The sequence below is a fragment of the Microbulbifer celer genome, from assembly GCF_020991125.1.
In the GTDB taxonomy this organism is placed as follows: domain Bacteria; phylum Pseudomonadota; class Gammaproteobacteria; order Pseudomonadales; family Cellvibrionaceae; genus Microbulbifer; species Microbulbifer celer.
Map to the genome: position 1 here is coordinate 3,356,363 of NZ_CP087715.1, position 19,685 is coordinate 3,376,047.

General features: G+C 57.6%; 17 protein-coding genes. 7 read left to right on the forward strand and 10 right to left on the reverse strand.

Going from position 1 to position 19,685, the window contains the following annotated elements:
• The first annotated feature begins 249 nt into the window (after positions 1-249).
• Positions 250-753: a DUF2059 domain-containing protein gene (locus LPW13_RS13920; protein ID WP_230436264.1), complete on the forward strand. Its 504-nt coding sequence runs from the start codon at positions 250-252 to the stop codon at positions 751-753.
• Between the two features lie 338 nt (positions 754-1,091).
• Entirely contained in the window at positions 1,092-2,984 is a 1,893-nt protein-coding gene (locus LPW13_RS13925) for a YgaP family membrane protein (protein ID WP_230436265.1), read from the forward strand.
• Between the two features lie 64 nt (positions 2,985-3,048).
• Here the strand turns inward: LPW13_RS13925 and LPW13_RS13930 are convergent, their stop codons facing one another.
• The 9 genes from LPW13_RS13930 to LPW13_RS13970 all read right to left on the reverse strand — a co-directional run bounded on the left by LPW13_RS13930 (position 3,049) and on the right by LPW13_RS13970 (position 14,597).
• Positions 3,049-5,298, reverse strand: a complete 2,250-nt coding sequence (locus tag LPW13_RS13930) for a transporter substrate-binding domain-containing protein (RefSeq protein WP_230436267.1) — start codon at positions 5,296-5,298, stop codon at positions 3,049-3,051.
• Between the two features lie 119 nt (positions 5,299-5,417).
• Positions 5,418-6,533: a hypothetical protein gene (locus LPW13_RS13935; RefSeq protein ID WP_230436268.1), complete on the reverse strand. Its 1,116-nt coding sequence runs from the start codon at positions 6,531-6,533 to the stop codon at positions 5,418-5,420.
• Entirely contained in the window at positions 6,511-9,276 is a 2,766-nt protein-coding gene (locus LPW13_RS13940; RefSeq protein WP_230436270.1) for a hypothetical protein, read from the reverse strand. The genes LPW13_RS13935 and LPW13_RS13940 overlap by 23 nt, the downstream gene beginning before the upstream one ends.
• Positions 9,277-9,685: 409 nt before the next feature.
• A complete protein-coding gene (locus LPW13_RS13945; RefSeq protein ID WP_230436271.1) occupies positions 9,686-10,441 on the reverse strand; it encodes a TerC family protein in 756 nt (251 codons plus the stop codon).
• A 103-nt stretch (positions 10,442-10,544) separates the two neighbouring features.
• A complete protein-coding gene (locus LPW13_RS13950) occupies positions 10,545-10,934 on the reverse strand; it encodes a SpoIIAA family protein (RefSeq protein ID WP_230436273.1) in 390 nt (129 codons plus the stop codon).
• Between the two features lie 182 nt (positions 10,935-11,116).
• Complete coding sequence (locus LPW13_RS13955; protein WP_230436275.1) at positions 11,117-11,977, reverse strand: energy transducer TonB; 861 nt, start codon at positions 11,975-11,977, stop codon at positions 11,117-11,119.
• A gap of 94 nt (positions 11,978-12,071) precedes the next feature.
• Entirely contained in the window at positions 12,072-12,215 is a 144-nt protein-coding gene (locus LPW13_RS13960) for a hypothetical protein (RefSeq protein ID WP_230436277.1), read from the reverse strand.
• A 168-nt stretch (positions 12,216-12,383) separates the two neighbouring features.
• Positions 12,384-13,844, reverse strand: coding sequence for an aldehyde dehydrogenase (locus LPW13_RS13965; protein WP_230436279.1), 1,461 nt, complete (start codon positions 13,842-13,844; stop codon positions 12,384-12,386).
• Between the two features lie 228 nt (positions 13,845-14,072).
• A complete protein-coding gene (locus LPW13_RS13970) occupies positions 14,073-14,597 on the reverse strand; it encodes an asparaginase (protein WP_230436281.1) in 525 nt (174 codons plus the stop codon).
• Positions 14,598-14,819: 222 nt separating this feature from the next.
• Here LPW13_RS13970 and LPW13_RS13975 point away from each other — a divergent pair, with 222 nt between their 5' ends.
• From LPW13_RS13975 to LPW13_RS13990, 4 genes are all read left to right on the forward strand, one after another.
• A complete protein-coding gene (locus LPW13_RS13975; protein WP_230436283.1) occupies positions 14,820-15,452 on the forward strand; it encodes a Crp/Fnr family transcriptional regulator in 633 nt (210 codons plus the stop codon).
• Positions 15,453-15,540: 88 nt separating this feature from the next.
• Entirely contained in the window at positions 15,541-16,233 is a 693-nt protein-coding gene (locus tag LPW13_RS13980; protein ID WP_230436284.1) for a nitroreductase family protein, read from the forward strand.
• The gene (locus tag LPW13_RS13985) at positions 16,234-16,674 is read left to right on the forward strand and encodes a DMT family transporter (protein WP_230436286.1); all 441 of its coding nucleotides are present in this window, start codon (positions 16,234-16,236) and stop codon (positions 16,672-16,674) included.
• A 2-nt stretch (positions 16,675-16,676) separates the two neighbouring features.
• Positions 16,677-17,450 (forward strand): GNAT family N-acetyltransferase, encoded by a 774-nt coding sequence (locus LPW13_RS13990; protein WP_230436288.1) that lies wholly within the window; start codon positions 16,677-16,679, stop codon positions 17,448-17,450.
• Positions 17,451-17,484: 34 nt separating this feature from the next.
• Here the strand turns inward: LPW13_RS13990 and LPW13_RS13995 are convergent, their stop codons facing one another.
• On the reverse strand, positions 17,485-18,147 hold the full coding sequence (locus LPW13_RS13995) for a fumarylacetoacetate hydrolase family protein (protein WP_230436290.1): 663 nt from the start codon (positions 18,145-18,147) through the stop codon (positions 17,485-17,487).
• A gap of 170 nt (positions 18,148-18,317) precedes the next feature.
• Here LPW13_RS13995 and serA point away from each other — a divergent pair, with 170 nt between their 5' ends.
• Positions 18,318-19,565, forward strand: a complete 1,248-nt coding sequence (serA, locus tag LPW13_RS14000; protein WP_230436291.1) for a phosphoglycerate dehydrogenase — start codon at positions 18,318-18,320, stop codon at positions 19,563-19,565.
• Positions 19,566-19,685 lie beyond the last annotated feature (120 nt).

Sequence of the window (19,685 nt, forward strand, 5' to 3'; positions counted from 1 at the left end):
GATCAATGTCGGGGCGACCATGGAGCAGCGCCAAACGTGGTATTACACGCGCTTACACGAGGTCGCCCCGGAAATACAGGCGTGATATAACGGCACTCTCGCGTTGAGTTATGTCAAACCGTGCGTTGTCACCTCTGGTAAACCGGCTGTTTTACAATCCGGAAGCGAATAAAAAGCTACTTGAACTGAAAACCACTAAAACCTCAAAGCACTACAACCAAAAGTCACTAGAACTCGAAAGGAAGTACCGTGAAAAAAATTCTGATCACACTCGTCGCCGCCCTGATGACACCGCTGGCCTTTGCGGCACAGCCAAGCGGCGAATCCATTCGCGAACTTATGGAAATCACTGATACCCGCAATCTGGTTGAGAACGGGATGAATCAGGCAGACCAGATGATGCAGGCCTCTATGCGCCAGGCGCTGCAGGGCCAGACCATTCCCGCAGAAGATCAGAAAGTGCTCGATGACATGCGGGCAGATATGATGGCACTGTTGAAAGAGGAAATGAGCTGGACTTCCATGGAGCCGCTGTTCACCGAGGTATACCAGAAGTCGCTGACCCAGTCCGAAGTGGACGGCATGCTGGAGTTCTATAAATCAAAAGCCGGCAAAGCCGTGGTGGCAAAAATGCCGCTGATCATGCAGAACACCATGACCCTGATGCAGCAGCGCATGGCCGGCGTGGCACCGAAGATGCAAGAAATTCAGGCTACAGCGATGGCGAAGCTGCAGGAGAACAAATCCGAGTAACGCTTGAGCCGGGGTGCGCCATCATGCCACCCCGGTTTCCACGTTCTCACTCATCCTCCGATTTTTCCGCTCGCCGCTTGCCCCTACTTACCTGCTTCCGCTTACCTCCTGCCACTTGCAGTGCTCGTTGCTTCTCACCAGCCAACCTCTAGCCCCTGATCGATTCGCGCCCATCTCGCGAACACCCGGTTGTCGTGATATAAACTTGGGCCAGAGTTTGTGCGGCATATCACATACTGCCACGCACTTCGTGGGCTTTGTAATCTCAATCACCGCACCAATGACCGGTATACACAATCCGCCGGGTTTTGTGCGCACAGTAGTTCAGGGGGGTATCAATGGCGTTCGATTACGGATCGATCGACCTGGGTCTCAAGAATCCATTCAAGACCGAAGGTAAGGTCACCGCGATTCGCGGTGGTGTACAAGCGATGGCAGGCCTGGCGCTGCTGATCTCGGCGGCGGCCACCGTCAAGGATGATGCCGGCGCAGGCTGGATTCTGATGGCCTTTGGCCTGGTGATGCTCGCAACGGGGATCACCGTGATCACCGGCGGTACCTACGCGATTCTCAGGTACTTCGTTGGCCGCAACCATCCAACATCGCTGGCGCCCAACTTCAGCCGCTCGGAGAAGAGCACCGCCCGGGAGGAGGCAGCCACTGTCGCGTATAACGCCAAGCAGTTGGAAGAGATGCTGATCGGGCGTAAGAATGCCACCTTCTCTGAACCCCAGGGGTTCCTGGCGCGCCTGCTGCACACCCTGATGCCCAAACTGCTGTTTATGCCCTACCCGGTGCGGAACTTCGCCCAGCGGATTTTCGGCGCCTGGACCAGTACCCTGGTCGCCCTTGTGGCCTACGGCTTGGTGGCATTCGTATCCCTGGCCGGATTCGCAGGTGCCGCCGGCGAGCTGCTGTTCCCGGTATATTCCGTACTGCTGATGGTGTACCTGCTGCTGATCTGGCGGCGCGCGGGCAAGCCCATCAATCGCGAGGCGGAGCGCAACATCGAAGCCCTCGGCGGCGGTGCGCTCTCCAGAACCATCACCCAGGCGCTGATACTGCCGGTACTGGCGGGGCTTCTGGCATCCTGGATACTGAACAGGAGCGAAATCACACCGGCAGAACTGGACGCCTTTATGGCGCAGATTCCGAACCTGAACCCCGGCTTTTATATCGCCGCAGTATTGCTCCTCGGCGCGGCGGCGAGCGCGCTGGCATTGGTGCTGCTACGTCAGCGGCTGGCAGCCACCGACCCGGTAGCAGAAGTGTCAGAACTGCGGGAGAACTGGCAGGAATCCGTGCATCCCAATGAGATCTTCATCAATCTCGACAACCTGGTGATGGCCAACCGCCGCTACAAGGAAGTCCCCAACCGTGTCTACCGGGAACTGGACCCGCAATTGCAAGAACAGACCGACGGCAAGGGGGGCTTTCGCGGAGAGATGATTCAGGAGGTGCAACCTCGGGTCAAAACCATGGATCTGGGCGAGACCTTTGCTAAGGCGCGTCTCGCGGCGCTGCTTGGCGGTAACCTGCTCAGCATGATTGCGCTGGCATTCACCGTAATGCTGGCATACCAGTCAGTGGATATTTACAACTTTATCGCCAGCCCGGCTTCCGGCTCCCTGCAGCAGATTGTCGATAGCGAGCAGATCATCACCCTGCTGGGGCTTTGCATGAGTGCCCTGCATATCCTGCTGGTGGGTTTTCTACTTAAATCCTTCGGACAACTACTGAGTAATGCAGCGCACCTGCATTACGCCGAAATTCAATTCGAGTCCCTGCTGGTGTACTTCAAGTGCGAAGGCACCTTTACCGAATCGAGGATTTCCACCGGTACCGGCATTCACGACAGCACCCGCTCGGAAAACACCCTGGTACGCAGCAGCATCACGCCGTGGGTGGTTGTCTCCCGGATCGTCTCGACAACGTTTGCTTCCACTGGCATGAAGAATCTGGAGCACCCGCGTCATATTCTGGAAATGCACCGGGATGATCAGGAGCTGCAGAATATCAAAGAGGATGTGGTGGGCTTTCTGAAAGATCGGGAATCCATCGCCTCGATTACCAGCAGCCGGGATCTGGGCAATGCCTCTCAGATTCACCAGCTAAACCAGCAGACGCGCGCCATCCCCACCCAGCAGGGCTTGGATCAGGATGGCGAGCAGGCAGGTTACCTTCGGCGGGAAGAAGAAATATCCCTGCCCGAGCCGGAAAAAGACAAATAAGCAGTAAATTCCACCGATGGGAAGGGCGAGCCCGAAAGCAGCTGCTGCGAAACCTGATCGCTCATCACAGGTTTCGTATACGATTCTTTTGTGCGACGGACAGGTAGCCGAAATACCGCTCTCTGATCTGTCGTACATACTGCACCGGCTCAGTACCACGCACATAGCCGAAGCGCGCTTTTTTATAGTACTCCGGCTGTGAGAGTTTCAGCATTGCTTCTTCTACATTGCCAAACCAGAGATCGGGATCTTTTCCCATTTGACGGGCCAGGTTGCGCGCATCGCGCACATGGCCATGGCCGGCGTTATACGCGGCGAGGGTAAAATAGATTTTTTGATCGAAAGAAAGGGTTTTGGGGAACCGCTCCTCCAGCCACTCGAGGTAGGAAATCCCGGCTCGAATACCATTCTCGGGCTCGTACAGTTGGCTGATCCCCATCTGTCCAGCTGTCCGGGGCATCACCTGCATCAGGCCGAGGGCGCCGGCAAACGACCTGGCCTTGGGGTTGAAGCGGCTTTCCTGATACATCTGCGAAACCACCATGCGCCAGTCCCGATCTGCGGGCACGGCGTGCTTGCGGACAATCGGGTCGAATGGGGACAGCTGATCGGTCGTACGCAGCCGCTCCTGCTGTTTCTTAAGGGTGCGCTTTTCTTCCTTGAAGTACTTGTTATAGGTAACGTTGAAAAACAGCCCGCGATAATACTGGTTGAGAAAACCATTCAGCTCGCCCAGTAACTCTGGCTGATCGTTGCGCACCGCCCAGGCGATATCCCGTTCTCCGGAAAGATCTCCAAGCACCGCGAAATCGTCGCGGTAGGTGCGCTCGATGGCGACTAAGTGAGAGTCTGCAACGGTATATTCGTACTCGCCCTTCGCCACTGCATCAATCAGGTACTCGGTGGTGGCACCTTCCACCGGCACGATGTCGAGTGGCGCCTCCTGAGCGGCAGCGAGCGTCTCCAGGCTGGTGTAGTAACTGGTAAAGGGATTGACCGCTACCTTCTGCCCGCTGATGCGCTGGGCGACAGGGACGGTATCGATATCTACCCCGGGGTCAGGCACAGCCGCAATCAGTTGCTCCGTCACCTGCATATAAGGCCGCGTAAAGGTAAGCCCCTGCGCTTTGCGCGCTTCCGTGACGGTCAGGGAGGCGGCGATGACATCGCCCATACCGGCATTCAGGGCTTCGGCCAGATCCACGTCCGGGCCGGGGACCACCATGCTCAGGCGCAGTCCGTTGTCCTTGGCAAAACGCTGCAACAGGTCGTAATCAAACCCCATCAGCTCCCCACGCCACATAAAATAGGATGCGGGATGATTGCGGGTGAGTACCCGCAGAGTGCGACTGTCTTTTATCTGTGCCCAGTCCCGCTTGGGGCGCTGTTGACGCTGCGTGGCGACAAGATGCTCTTCCGTGAAGTATTCGTTGAGGGCACGTTCGAGCTCTGGGGCCTCGGTGCGTACCGCCCACGCGATTGCACGGCGATCTTCCAGCAGCGCACGCGCTTGCAGTTCGGGATACGCGGGCAGCAACACTTCTGCGAGATTACTGTCAATCACCGTCGCCGGATACGTACCAGCCGCTACCGCAGCCAATAGATCGTCGTGACTGATGGCTTCTTCCAGATACTGGGGCACATACTCCACGCCTGTATCGGAGAGGTCATTGATCGTTCCCGCAAACGCGCTGCCGGGCCGGAGCGCCACCTGTACCACATCGGCAGCATCCACACTTTGTTCCTCGGATGCCTTTTTGGACTCTTTCTGACCTTTCTCCCTGGAGGTTACCAACACTTCCTGGACATACTCCAGGGGCCGGGTAAACGCGACCAGAGAAGCGCGCTCGGGAGTGCGCGAAAAATTGATCGCGATGATATCCCCGCGACCGTCCACCAGTGCCGGTATCAGATCGGCAAAACTGTCCACAAATACCCACTGTGGTTCCAGTCCGCGATTGCGGGCAAACTTTTCCGCAAGCGCTCGCCATGCATCGCCGGGCAGGCCATCTCGCGGTAATGAATCGTCCTCAAAGCCCCGCGGGGCCAGCAGGCGCAGTGTGCCGTGGGTAGTAATCGCTTCCAGGTCACCGCGCTCGATATAGTTTTCAAAATCGTTTTCGAGCACGGGCTCCCCGGGATTATCCATCTCCCGGAGGTCAATTGCGGAGTCTTCAGTGGCAGGCATTGCCCGATCACTGGTGGAGGCGTGGTCGACATCGGAGTCCGATGGACGCTCGCAGCCACTCAATAGTGTGGAAAGGACGATCAAAACACACAGGACAGGACGCCACAAAGCGATCATTTTTTGCATAACTGTCATACTTCCCCATCAATATCCCTGTTGATAGGGGTAACTGTCGCACAAATGCCGCTGCATTTCGATTTGGTACCCGTCAGCCGGCGACGTCGCTCTCCAGTAACCTGCAGTGATTACCAGAAACGCCCCCAGCCCATGGCGATGGTGAGACTGTGCGCTTCTTCCAGATCCAAGTCGTCGGTACCCAGAGTCAGGTGCCAGCTGCCGGACTCATTCCGCAATTGCAGCTGCCACTCCCCCCTTTCCGGCTCATAGCCCAGATAGGGATTTCCGGGCGCACTTCCCCATTGCAAACCGGGTCGATAGCGTAGAGCGCCATCGAAATATTCAAGGTCGAGCACCCAGTCAGCACCATCGGTGTACTCAATATAACGAGCCGTGCCGTAAAGGGGCAGAGTCTGGCTGAACTGTTCCAGCTGGCGCGTCCCGGAAAACAGCGGGTTCAACTGCACCTTATCTTCCACGTCCCGATCAACACTGTCGAAACTACCGGCGGTGTGCGGTGCCTGCTCCCAATCAACCCGGCTGTACAGATCCTGCACCTGAATGCTGAACCTGCGCGCGTTGGTGACATATCCCAACGCCAGATCCAGTGTTACCCCCTTACCGTCCGGGCGCTCAAATTGATGATCCAGCAACAGGTCCTCGCTATAGCGATAGTCCAGCGCCGCGGTACCGGCAAAAAGGTCGGACTCACCATTGAGCGCCCCGCGCAACTCGCCGACCTGGAAATCGGATGCCTGCAGCCACGCCGCGGTCGCACCCACAAAGAAGCCACTGGACCACTGCTTGCGGTAGCCCAGAGTTAAGCCGTGCGCCAACAGCTGATTGATCTCCAGGTAAACCGGAACTTCCCCCTGTATTGCAGGCAGGTTATTTTCATCCCGATAGTAAAGATCCGCCGTACTTTTGTTATAGCGCAGGCTGTAATCAAATCGCTGACGATAGCCGATGCTCCAGCTACCATAGTTGGCACTGACACCAATCCGGTTGCGGGTCCAGGTTGCTTCGCCATCCCCGGGCGCCCGATCCCATTCATCGGTAAATGTTTTTATTGGCAGTGGCTCACTAAGCGTCCGGCTGGAAAACTCCAATCCGATTGCAGAAGCTTCCTGTGCGACAGACTGCAGAGGCAGATTCGCCAACGCCAGAAACAGAAAAGGCCACCAGCGGCGGCCTTTTCCATGACGTTGGAAATTGCCCCGCTTAGAGCAGAGTTTCAATTCCATTGTCGATCCAGGTAATCACGTAAACACCGTTTTCTTCGGTAAGCGTACCGTAGATGGTGCCATCTTTGGTAATTTCACCAGCGATGGTTTCGTCTTCCTGCACGGTCAGGATAAATTCCCCACCCTCGCCGTCAGACAGTTCGATGGTATTGCTGCCTTCGCCACTGTAGGGATACTTGACCCGCAGGCTGTCACTACCCCATGCCAGGCTCAGCACCACATCACCCTGCTCAAAACCTGAACGCTGTACTACCAGCTCCACATCCATGGTCGGCAGGTTGGCGGAGAGTTTACCCGCGGCGTTTGCGCGGAAGGTGGCTCTGATATAACGACCTTCGGCATCAAAATCCATATCCGATTCATCCAGGTATGCAGTGAGGTTGCCGCTATCCAGGGCGCCAAAAATGGATTGGCCGTAATAGTCATTCCACCACTCTTGCGGACCCGCAGCGTACCAACCTTCGCCAGCTACAAATGCTTCGAGGTAGTTCAAAAGATATTGATAGTCTGCGGTAAAGACAGGGCGGATATCCTCGGCGATACCGGCTTCCTCTGCGGAGATACCCCGGAAGCACTGATCGTGATCCCAGCTCCAGTATCCCTGCACTGGATCACTTTCGCATTCGGAATAGTTTGTCACCTCCGGTACCAGGACATTGACCCCCCAAAGTGGAATCGGGCCAGCGAAATCGGGACATGATGCAGAACCTTCTTTGGTACAGGAAACTTCAATAAAGTGATTGCTGTATCCGTCATACTCCTCTGAATAATGAGAGTATGTAACCGTGGCCCGGTTTCCTGCTTCTCCATGCACAACAGTGAGGCTGTTGTTTTCTTCATCGTAACTGAAGGTGGTCAGATCTGTACGCTCTGTTCCTTCGGCTACAAACCCAAACTCTCCGGCATTGTCGATAGTCAGGGTAATGCCGGCCTCGACAAAGGTTTGCTCCACCTTGTCTGAGAACCTGCCTTGCAACGACAGCTTTTCAGGCAACAGCGGCAGCATGTCGTTTTCCGGGTTCAGAGCCCCGAATGCGTCGGACTTGCGAACGTCAAATACTATCGCCCCTTCAAATTTTTTCGCAGCGTTTTCCAGGCTACCTTCAATCGATGCGCCAATGCTGGCAATCGCAGGCTCGCCTTCCGAATCTTCGGAGAATGGCGCTTCCAGCTCAAGCGTCACCCCGGAAGTATCCGCAATGGCAAAGGCGGTATCGCCGAGTTCCGCGCGCCCCTGAATGGTCAGCAGATGCTCCGCTGCAGACAGGGCCAGGTCGCCGGGTTCCCCGGTGAGCTCGGGAATGGTGATGGTGAGGTTCACCGAGACCTGATCGTCCGTGGTATCTGTACTGCCATCCAGGTCGTACACGCCATCGGTCAGCGTCCATACCAGACCGGCGCGACTGATAGTACCCGTCGGGAAATGAGCCACGAATGCGGCCTCGGAAACGTAGTCCGTGTCTTCACCATATTTTTGCCAAAGGTAACCGGCGGCATCGTTCAGGTTGGCAGCCGGTGCTTGCAGCGTCGGTTCCACGCCGAATTCCACCGCGGAAATCTGGTTGACGAAAACGTCGCTGACTTCGCTGAACGCGGTAATGACATCCTGGACGTCGCTATCCAGCAGGTCTTCCGCCCCCTGCAGCTTCACCACGATGTTGTCCGGATTATAGGTTTCAGCCTCATCGTCCAGTTCGGCGTCGATGGCTTCCAGCGCTTCAACGGAAACCTTACGCGCGGTAGCAACCAGCGCTTTTGCCGCATCCAGGTTCGTTGCCAGTTCGCCGCTCAGTTCCACCGGCGGACGACAAGTATCACCATCACCGCAATTGTCTGCAATCGCCTGATTGGCACCCTGCTGCGCGGCACCGGCGGCATCCGCAACGCCTTCCAGGTCACTGTTACCCGCCTTGGTTGCCTCGGCGACGGTATCGATAGAGTCGCTGATTGCCTGTAATTTGGCAGCGTCTACGATATTGGACGCAAATCCTGCTGCCAGGCCAGCAATCTCTCCACCTACATCGCCCCCCTCTGCGGCTTCTTCAATCGCCGCATTCAGCAACGCAAACCGCAGCGCCTGCTCATCGGCCTCATCGGCACGGGTAAGGTCTACCGGAGCAATGGTGCTCGGGTTGGCATCAAGGCCCAGGGTTTCTTTGATGAAAGCGTTGGCAGACTGGATGCCCGCCTGATTCAGCTCGCTACCCGCTTTATCAGCAACCAGCGTGGTCAGCGCGGTAATACTGCTGGAGATTTCGGCCGCGGTGTCATCCACAAAGACAACGGACCTCAGCTGGTAATCCAGTGCATACTGTTCGCCAAACTCGATAGAGCCATCTTCGTCCAGGTCGTTGTCATTTTCCCCGGCGGTACGGCAGGTCGCGGTATCACAGGTAACCAGGGCTACACCGTCTGCCGGTGCCGACAGTATGAGCTTGACAGCACCGGTGTACTCGCTCAGTTCAATTGAGTAGCTGCCGTCTTCGGCTGTGGTCGCCGTGCCCAGAGACTCACCCGTCGCACCGAGCGCCTCAACCACAGCACCGGAGATAATCCCCTTGGCCGCAGTCCCACCAACAGGCACCGGACTACCGTTGCCGCCATTGTCCCCACCGGAGCCACTGCCGGAGCCGCTACCACTACCGGACGAGCTACCGCCACCATTGTTGGAGCTACCACCGCCGCCACCGCACGCCGTCAATGCGGCAACGGCGAGGCACAATGCGAGTTTTTTGAACATCATGTTCTTCCCCTGACCCTGATTCTGATTCACCCCAATGGCCCTGTAGACCGAGATACAGCCAACGAGGCATTTGTGTTCCAAGGCAGCATTCGCGCGATGCACCCCTATTTTTGTGATGTAGCGCACGCTTTCTGCCAGCGGCAAAGTTTGATCGGTTTACTCAGGCGCCTCAATAGCTCTTTAGAGCCATTTCTCGGGGCAGCCCAAGATTATCCGATCAGAATTCAGACAAAGGAGACAACAAAGAGGCAATAATTTCCGTAATTCCATACGGCACACATTTAATGCGACAGCATCGTGCTGGGGAAATAGGAAAGCAGGAGAAACACAGACGGCAGGTTTGCCGTAGAAGGGAACGGAGCCCGGTGGGTCCGAGCAACCCCGAATCCACCGGCTTCAAACAGCCATTTTACTCTGACGACTCTTCTCTGATGGGCTTATGCAGTTTTACCGTCTTGGCTTTCTTACTGCGCATGCGGATATTGAGCATTTCCACCACCACGGAGAACGCCATGGCGAAGTAGATATATCCCTTGGGCACGTGCACATCAAAGCCTTCGATAATCAGTGTCACCCCCACCAGAATCAGGAATGACAATGCCAGCATCTTGATGGTCGGATGACGGTCGACGAAATCACCGATGGGCTTGGCCGCAAACAGCATCACTGCAACCGCCAGGATAATTGCTATAGCCATAATAGATACGTGATCCACCAGGCCCACCGCAGTGATCACCGAATCCAGTGAAAACACGATATCCAGAATCGCGATCTGCACCAACACCATACCGAAGGTCGCAGTTTTTACACCACCCGCTTCACCATCGACGCCTTCGAGACTGTTGTGAATCTCATGGGTAGCCTTGGCCAGCAGGAACAAGCCACCGCCAATCAGGATCACATCGCGACCAGAGATCTCCTCGCCCAAAACTGTAAACCAGGGTTCGGTCAGCCCCATGATCCAGGCGATGGAGAACAGTAGCCCGAGTCGGGTGACCATGGCCAGGGTCAGGCCAATAAACCGCGCAGGCTCCCGTTGCTTGTCCGGCAGGCGCGCCACCAGAATGGAAATAAAGATAATGTTGTCTATGCCCAAGACAATTTCCAGCGCCGCCAGGGTGGCGAGGGCGACCCAGGCTTCCGGGCTCGCAATCCATTCGAACATGCGGTTCCCTCACGGTTAAGAGTTGGTGTTTATTATCAATAAATGCAACAAGCGGCCCCCACTACCAAGAGAGAACCGCAGTACAGCAAAGAAAGACGGCAGTTTATGCGTTTTGCTGCAACCACGCCAAGGCTTCCGTCTTTTCCTCGAATACCCTCGCTTCACCGCCAATAAACCAACTGCCGATCTTGGCGGCAACCTCCTGCCACTGCTTGTTGCCCACCATGGCCACCCTGTTGAAGTGGCGCCCGTGTTTCAAGCCAAGCTTGAGGTCATCCCAGGCGGCGCGGATCTCCCAACCATCCAGCTCACGCATATCAAACAAAACATCCACCTTGGGATGCTCCATGCCGGCAATGGCGGACTCCAGCATCGGCACCAGTGTTGCGTAGTCCTGATGTTCCAGCTTGCCACGCGCATGTAGAGAAAGCAGGACCCGCTCGTCGCTGGTGCGCTCAATGCTGACAGAAAAACCGTGGTGATAGTCACTCATGCAGTTCACCCCACTTGACCTTAAATAATCAGGTATAGCGTCATGGAAGCGTCAGCACAAACCATCTCCAAGAGATCTGACCTGCAGGGCAGTGTAGATGCCACCCGCACCTTCTCGATGTGCGGAATTTCCCGGTCGACTTAATACGAATGGGAGAATAGAAGAGTCCACAATACATACATTTAGCGTGCGATATTGAAACTGACTTTCATCTTGCGCCCGGGGGTATCTACCGCTTTGCCTTTCACAAACCGTGGAGCAAAACGCACGTTTTGCAGATAGTCTTCCGTAGCACGCCCGAATCCTATAGAGCCCTTGGTTTCCAGAATTTGAACATCCTTGGCAAAGCCCTCATCGCTGATGGTGAACTCAACAACGGCGTATCCCTCCCTGCCAGTATCCAGTGCGCTGCGAGGATACTCCGGCTTGCGGCGAAAAATGGGCTGTGGTTCCTGATCCATGTTGAACGGAACCGCCTCGCCAATTGCGCGGCACTGGGCTATCGATTTTTCCCGTTGACCAAGATGATCGTACACTTCTACCAGGAATGCGCGCGCGGCAAGTTCCAGCTGGGTATCCTTGTCTGAAGATGTATCAGCCAGGTCCAACGCTTCCGCCAGGTACATCTCAGCCTGACGATACTGCTTGCGCGAAAAAAAGTACTTGCCGAGATAAAAACCTGCCAGGAACCTTTCCAGTTCGTGCTCGGCCAGGTTACCGGTAAACGCAGAGTAGGACCGCTCCAGGTATTCCAGTGCAAAGCGGTCCCCCGCGTCATCCAACCCGATCTTGCCTCCCTCCTGTAGCAGGGATGCGTATAGATAGGAGTCTTTGCCGCGACTGTCTTCTACTATTTCCAATGCATCATCGACGAACCGTTTATAGCGACTGCGGGCGGAGTGACCGACATGGGCCGCACGGGCCTGGGCGCGCAGCATCAGTGGATCAATCAGCTCCTCTGCGCCCTTCCCGTAACTGGCACAGTACAGGCGCAGTGCACCACTCAACACCCGTTCTGCTTCTTCATATCGCTTCGACTTCACCAGTGCCGCGCCGTAATTCAGCGTTGCCGCGGCGCGATTCTTGCTTTCTTCTGGCAGGTTTTCACTGGCAAAGCTATATACTGCCTCGGCCGCGTCAGCGATCTGGCTGACATTCCCCCCCCTCTACTGCACGCTGATAGTCGGCAAACAGGTCGCCGAGCCCGCTTCCCTGTGCAGTGCTGCTCAGCACCGCAGATAGTGCAACGGCTGTCAGCCAGGCAGATTTTATTATGGGCATTTTGGGTACTCCCTTTACTACGCCGAGACTTCTTATAAAGGTATCCAGTTCTTCTATCGGATTCTCTCACATCAAACACGCATCGCAAGCAGCCCCTCAACATATAACAAGGGCAAAAAAAGGGCCGCAAATGCGGCCCTGACAGAGTCATTCAGAATACATGGTCATTCAGCTGATATCGATCCAGGTAGATTTCAGCTCGCAGTATTTATCCAGTGCATGCAGTGACTTGTCACGGCCGTTGCCGGACTGCTTGAAGCCGCCGAACGGCACAGTGATGTCACCGCCAAAGTAGTTGTTGATCCACACGGAACCGGCGCGAATATCCCGTGCCATGCGGTGTGCGCGGCTGATGTCTTTGGTCCATACCCCGGAGGCGAGGCCGTAGATGGAGTCGTTGGCGATGGCGAGCGCTTCTTCCTCGGTCTCGAATTCGATCACGGACAGTACCGGGCCGAAGATTTCCTCGCGGGCAATCTTCATATCACCGTTCACCCCCTTGAAGATGGTGGGCTCAAAATAGTGACCACCTTCCACCGGCGCCGCCGGCTTGCCGCCGCACACCAGTTGCGCACCCTGTTCCAGGCCCTTGGCTACATAGAACTCCACGGTATCGAACTGGCTCTGATCGATCAGAGCGCCCATCACGGTGTTCGGATCCTGCGGGTGGCCGGGCTTGAAGCGCTCGGAGGCCTTCTTCACCTTCTCGATAAAGCTATCGGCAATGCCCTTCTCCACCAGCAGGCGGGTACCAGCCGTGCAGGTCTCGCCCTGATTGAAAAATACCGCCAGCGCTGCGGCTTCCGCTGCCTTGTCCAGGTCCGCATCGGCAAACACGATGTTGGGGCTCTTGCCACCCAGCTCGAGGAAGGTGCGTTTGAGGTTGGACTGGCCGGAGTACTCGGTAAGGGTCTTGCCTACTTCGGTGGAGCCGGTAAAAGTCAGGCCGTCGATATCCATATGCAGACCCAGGGCCTTGCCCAGGGTGCTGCCGGGGCCGGGCAAGACGTTCAACACGCCGTCCGGCACGCCCGCTTCTTTTGCCAGGCCGGCGAGCTTGAGCGCGGTAAGCGGGGTATTGGAGGCAGGCTTCAGGATCACGCTGTTACCGGTAGCCAGCGCCGGGCCCAGCTTCCACGCGGTGGTAGAGAGCGGGAAGTTCCACGGCACGATGGCCGCTACCACCCCCAGGGGCATCCGGGTAATCAGACCGATCTCGGTGGGGCCGGTGGGCGCGATCTCGTCGTAGATCTTGTCAATGGCCTCGGCGGTCCAGCGGATGGTGGTGACGGCACCGGGCACATCCACATTCATGGTGTCGCTGATGGGCTTACCCGCGTCGAGGCTTTCCAGCAGGGCGATCTCGTCGCGGTTCTCTTCGATCAGCTCGGCAAAGCGCACCAGGATCTTCTTGCGGTCCATCGGCGGCATGTGAGACCAGACACCGGATTCGAAGGTGTCACGGGCAATCTTCACCACGCGCTCGGCATCTTCCGGCCCGCAGTTGGCAACCTGCGCCAGCTCGCGGCCATCGGCGGGGCTGGTAGTGGGGCGGGTCTTGCCGGACAGGGCATCGACATACTCACCATTGATAAAGGCGCGGCCCTCAATGGTCAGTTCGTCGGCCATGGCCAACCATTCCTGAAGGGTTTGCGGGGTCGGCTTCGTGGATGTCCGGCTGTCGGTCATGGCGCACCTCGTATTGGTCAAAATTCTGATTGTCAGGAGATAAAGCTGAATGATTATTCAGTTTATATCGAAAATGTGATCACAAATCAAAGCCTACTTGCTTTCACGGCGGGGAATCAATCGCCCAAAGACATCGGGGCCTGCTTCAGCCTCCCACCTCAGCATGCCTCAGACCGCCTCGAAGGTGCCGGTTTCCAGGTTTTTGCGTGCACCGGGAATCCTGAACACCCGGTTGTGGAAGGCGATGTAAAAGCCGGGTTCCATCAAGCGCGCAGTTAACAGGGCCTCGGTGACATTTTGACGGGCGTCGGAATCGATAAAACCCATGGGCTTCATCGCGCCGGTGAACACGACGGGTACCTTGGGTGTGCCCATCTGTTGATAGCAGTACTCGGCGGTAACCGCCATGGTGTCGGTGCCGTGCAGGATGACAATCGGATCACCGGCTTCTGCGGTGGCGGCGATGGCGCTGCAGACCTGCATGCGATCGCTGTCGTCCATCTCCAGCGAATCCTTGTTGAGCACGCTTTCCAGCTCGAGGTGGGTATACGGCAGGCGCAGGCTGGCAATCAGGCCGTCGCGGATGATGGAGGCGCGATTTTTGAGTGTGCCCTCGGATTCGCAGTAGCTCTTTTCGATGGTGCCACCGGTGGTGAGGATGCGGATGGTGGTTTTAGGGTTGAGATCTGTCATCGTTTTTCCCACTAAATGAGTACAAATATGCGCATCTTAGAGGGGGTTTTGGAATGGGACAATCTTAGCTTCCGTTTGCCGTCACCACACCATTCCTCCGCAGACGCACGCACCCAAACAGCAGTGCCCATCGGGCCGCACTGGAGGCACTCCCGAAGCCTAATTATAATCCTGCCCCGCAAGTCCCCGCCCCCGGGATTCGCAGCTCACACAAGGAATGTCATGCCACCCACACACCGCCTCTCCCTTTCCCGGCAAAAAGCCGCCTATATCGCGCTACGCAATACACTGGAAGGTTATTACCCGCTCAGCGACGCAACCTGGAGCGCCTACCGCAGCATCTGTACCTGGCGCCAGATCAGCAAAGGCGCGGTGCTGTATCCCGCCGGGGAGGTACCGCACGCTTTTGCCTACGTCTATCAGGGTCTATTCCGGGTCTATGTGCTGGATGACAAGGGCGCCGAGTACAACAAAAACTTCTTTGCCGAAGGCCGCTTTCCCGGCTCCATGACCGCACTGCTGCGGCGGGAGCCTTCGCGCTTCACCATCGAGGCTCTGGAGGACGCCGCCATCATCGAGATCGACCACGCCGGATACCGTCGTTTACTGGAGATGCACGACGACCTGAAGAACTTCCACATCCACTATCTCGAACGGCACTGGCTGATGGACAAGGAGCCGCGGGAAGTGGCACTGGTTCAGGATGAGGCCAGTGTCCGCTATCGGCGCTTCCTGGAGGACTTCCCCCGCCTGGCCCAGCGCCTGCCTCAATACCATATCGCCTCCCACCTCGGAATTACCCCCACCCAGCTCAGCCGGATCCGGAAAAACCTGCCGATCGATCAACCTATGTAAATGCCCCACCCCTGCTGCCCGCATAGACTGCACTGCGACTCGGGATGCGACTGACTTCCCGTGCAATGGCCAGATTCAGGAGAGAGCGATGCAGAAGTTATCCGCGCAGCCAGCAACACAGTCAACATTGTCCAGACAGCCGTTTTTGTCCGCATTACCGATCTTGTCCGCGTTGCAATGGCGCTACGCGGTACACCGATTCAGCGACGAGCAACTGCCAGCGAACGACGTAGAAGCCCTTATTGAAGCCACCCGGCTCAGTGCCTCGGCCTACGGCTTACAGCCGTACCGCGTGCTCCAGGTCGACACCCGCGAGATCCGCGAGCGCCTGCTCCCCCACGCGAAGGGGCAGGACAAGATTGTGTACTGCTCACACCTGCTGGTCTTGGCCGCGGAGACCGAGCCAGGCGACCACACGGTAGCGCGCTATATGTCACTGCTGGCGGCGGCCCGCGCCCTCACGTCAGACGTGCGCACCGGTATCACGCGACATATGCAATCCGTGCTCGCGGGTATGACACCTGCGGAGCGGGCGCACTGGGCGCGGGAACAGGTATTCATCGCCCTGGGAACCCTGCTGGCCGCGGCGGCGGGTATGCATATCGACAGCTGTCCAATGACCGGGTTCGACGCGGCAGGGGTCGATCAGGTTCTGGGATTGAACGCGCAGGGGCTGAGCGCAACCGCCCTGTGCGCACTGGGACGCCGCCACCCCGAGGATGACACCGCATTACACGCCAAGGTGCGCCTGCCGACAGACGCATTTGTGCAGGTGGTGTGAATGCTTACCTGGGCGACGCTGGCCCTGATCGCGGGGGCTGCCATTGCGCTACAAGCCAGTATCAATGCCCAGCTCGGGGTACAGCTACGCAGCGCCCTGCTCGGCACCGCCGTCGCGTTCGCGGTCAGCTGGGCGGTATCGGCCCTCGCCATTGTGGTCTCGGTGCGTCAGTACCCCAACCTTGCCACCATCCAGGCCGTGCCCTGGTATCTGTGGCTGGGAGGCCTGTTCAGTGCCTTTGGGGTAGGGCTATTTTATTTCCTGATTCCCCGCATGGGGGTTGGCAGCATGATGTCTTTCGCACTGAGCGGCCAGATACTGGTTGCCGTGATTTGCAGCCACTTCGGCTGGTTCGACCTGCCCGTCAAGCCCATCTCCGTGGTACGAGGCCTGGGGATTGCCGCGCTGCTGGCAGGTATTGCGTTGATTAACTGGGAGTGACCGTGAACAAAGATAAGTACTGGGCGAAAGCCAATATCCACAACCTCACCGCACTGTGGCGCGCCGCAGGCGCCGCACCTTTAGAACACGTAGAACACGTAGAACACGTAGAACACGTAGAACACGGCACAGAATCGGCAACGCTCTACGGTAGCAGTCGCTGGCCATTCCGACACTGGTTTGAGACTGACACACCCCTGCCCGACAACCGCGAGCTGCGCTCTATCCTGGGCGACCTGCCAGCAACGGCAATGGTGCCGGTGTGGGGTGAGAACCGTGATCTGCAGGCAGCCTTGAGCGCTACGGGTTTCGAGCGTTGCCTGAATCAGCAGGCCATGTACCTGACACTGGCTGACTGGCGCCCGACCTCCAACAACCCAGCGCTGCAACTGCGCCCGGTGCAGTTCGCCGGGGAAGTGCAGACCTGGGTGACCGTGTGCAGTGAAGCCTTCGGCTACCGCATCGATACGGCGGTAATTGCCGGGCTGGCCGCTCACCAAGATACCCGCCTATGGCTGGCTGAAATCGACGGGGTGGCGGTGGCGACGGCTCTGCTTTTCCGTACTGGCGAGGTGACTGGCGTCCATCAGGTGGGCGTCCCCGAGCGCTTCCGCGGGCGGGGCATCGCGCGCGAGCTCATGCAGGCGCTGTTAGCGCGCTGCCAGCAATCCGGCGCGGGCCGGGTAACCCTGCAGGCGTCAGAAATGGGCGAGGGGCTATATCGGCAACTGGGGTTTACACCGCAGTTCCCGATATTCAGTTATCGTCGCCCTTGAAGGGAGGGCCTGGTGGGCCAACGCGTTCCCTCTTTCAAACTACCGAGGTTTCCACCCGCAACCAGTCTTCCTCCAGCTCCATCGCCACCTTGTCCCCCACCGACAATTCACCCACCCCGGCCGGCGTGCCGGTGAGCACCACATCCCCCGGCAACAGGGTGAAATGACTGCTGATATAAGCCACCAGATCCAGCACCGGCGTCAGCATATGACTGGACTTGCCCCGCTGGCGGATCTCGCCGTTCAGCCACAGGGTATAGGTCAGGTTGTCCCAGTCCGGTGCCCAGTCCAGCTTCACGAATGGAGACAGCGGGCAGGCACCGTCGAACCCCTTGGCCTTCTCCCACGGCTGACCCTGCTGTTTCAGCGCCTTCTGTAAGTCCCGCAGGGTCAGATCCAGTGCCAGGCCGAGCCCCGCCACCGCCTGCGGTACCTCTGTGCCGTTGGCATCCGTCAACGGTTCACCGATCAGCAGCGCCAGCTCGCCCTCAAAGTGGCAGCTGCCCCGCCCCCGCGGCAGGTGGATCGGTTCCGCCATGGATACCGCCGCCGTCGCCGGCTTGATAAACAGCAGCGGCTCCTCCGGAACGGGGTTGTCGAGTTCCGCTGCGTGGGCCGCGTAGTTACGTCCGACGCAGACTATCTTGCCCAGGGGCAAGTTGACGGACGAATCACAGGTAAACTGATGCTTATACATAACCAAATTCGATAGCTAGGATAGATATTGCGTATAAAGCTTTGTAAAGCCCTTGTGGTATGATGCCGCCCTCGCCGGTTCCCGGCGATCTCCAATTGATTTCGCCCTTTTTCGCTAATCAGCCGCGATGCCACACCAGTTTGTCATCGCGCACGGCCAAGAGATCCGATATGGCTCCCCCCAGTTCTTATCCCAAAGAGTCTCTTCAGAAAGACAAAATCCGTATTCTGCTACTGGAAGGCGTTCACCAGTCCGCGGTGGATCTGCTGTCTTCCCGTGGTTACACCAATGTGGAATACATTAAAACCGCACTGCCGGAAGACCAGCTGATTGAGAAGATTGCCGACGCGCACTTTGTCGGCATCCGCTCCCGCACCCAGCTTACCCGCAAGGTGCTGGAAAGCGCGAACAAGCTGATCGCTGTGGGGTGCTTCTGTATCGGCACCAACCAGGTGGACCTGCAGGCGGCTACCGAACAGGGGATCGCGGTCTTCAACGCACCCTACTCCAATACCCGTAGCGTAGCCGAGCTGGTGATTGCCGAGGCGATCATGTTGCTGCGCGGTATCCCGGAAAAGAACATGGTCTGCCACCGCGGCGGCTGGCAAAAGTCTGCGGTGGGCTCCTATGAAGCCCGCGGCAAGACCCTCGGCATTATCGGCTACGGCGCCATCGGCTCGCAGACTTCCGTACTGGCGGAAGGCATCGGCATGCGGGTGATCTTTTACGATGTGGTGACCAAGCTGCCACTGGGCAACGCGTCCCAGGTCAACAGCATGGACGAACTGCTGGCGCAGTCCGATGTGGTGTCCCTGCACGTACCGGAACTGCCTTCCACCAAATGGATGATCGGTGCCGAGCAGATCGCGAAGATGAAGAAAGGTGCCATCCTGCTGAATGCCTCCCGCGGTACCGTGGTGGAAATCGAGCCGTTGGCGGAAGCGCTGAAGAGCGGTCACCTGGCGGCAACCGCCATCGATGTATTCCCGGTGGAACCCCGCGGTAACGACGACGAGTTTGTCTCTCCGCTGCGCGGACTGGACAACGCCCTGCTGACACCGCATGTCGGTGGTTCCACCGTAGAGGCCCAGGAAAATATCGGCGTGGAGGTGTCCGACAAACTGGCGCTCTACTCCGACAACGGTACCACCACCAGCTCGGTAAACTTCCCGGAAGTGGCACTGCCCAGCCATGCCGGCGCGCACCGCCTGCTGCATATCCACAAGAACGTACCCGGCGTACTGGGCGCGATCAACCAGGTGTTCTCCGACAACGGCATCAACATCTCCGCCCAGTTCCTGCAGACCAACGAGACTGTGGGTTATGTGGTGATCGACGTGGATGCGGAATACTCGGACCTGGCGCTGGAAAAACTCAAGAATATTCCCGGCACCCTGCGCTGTCGCGTGCTGTTCTGAGTTTTCCCAAGCCCATAGCAGTCTGTTAGACTTCCCCAAACCCGGGCGGCACGTTTACCCAACAGTGCCGCCCGGGTTTTCTTTTTTCCGTTTCTTTCCAATTTTCGGCCCACTTCCGCG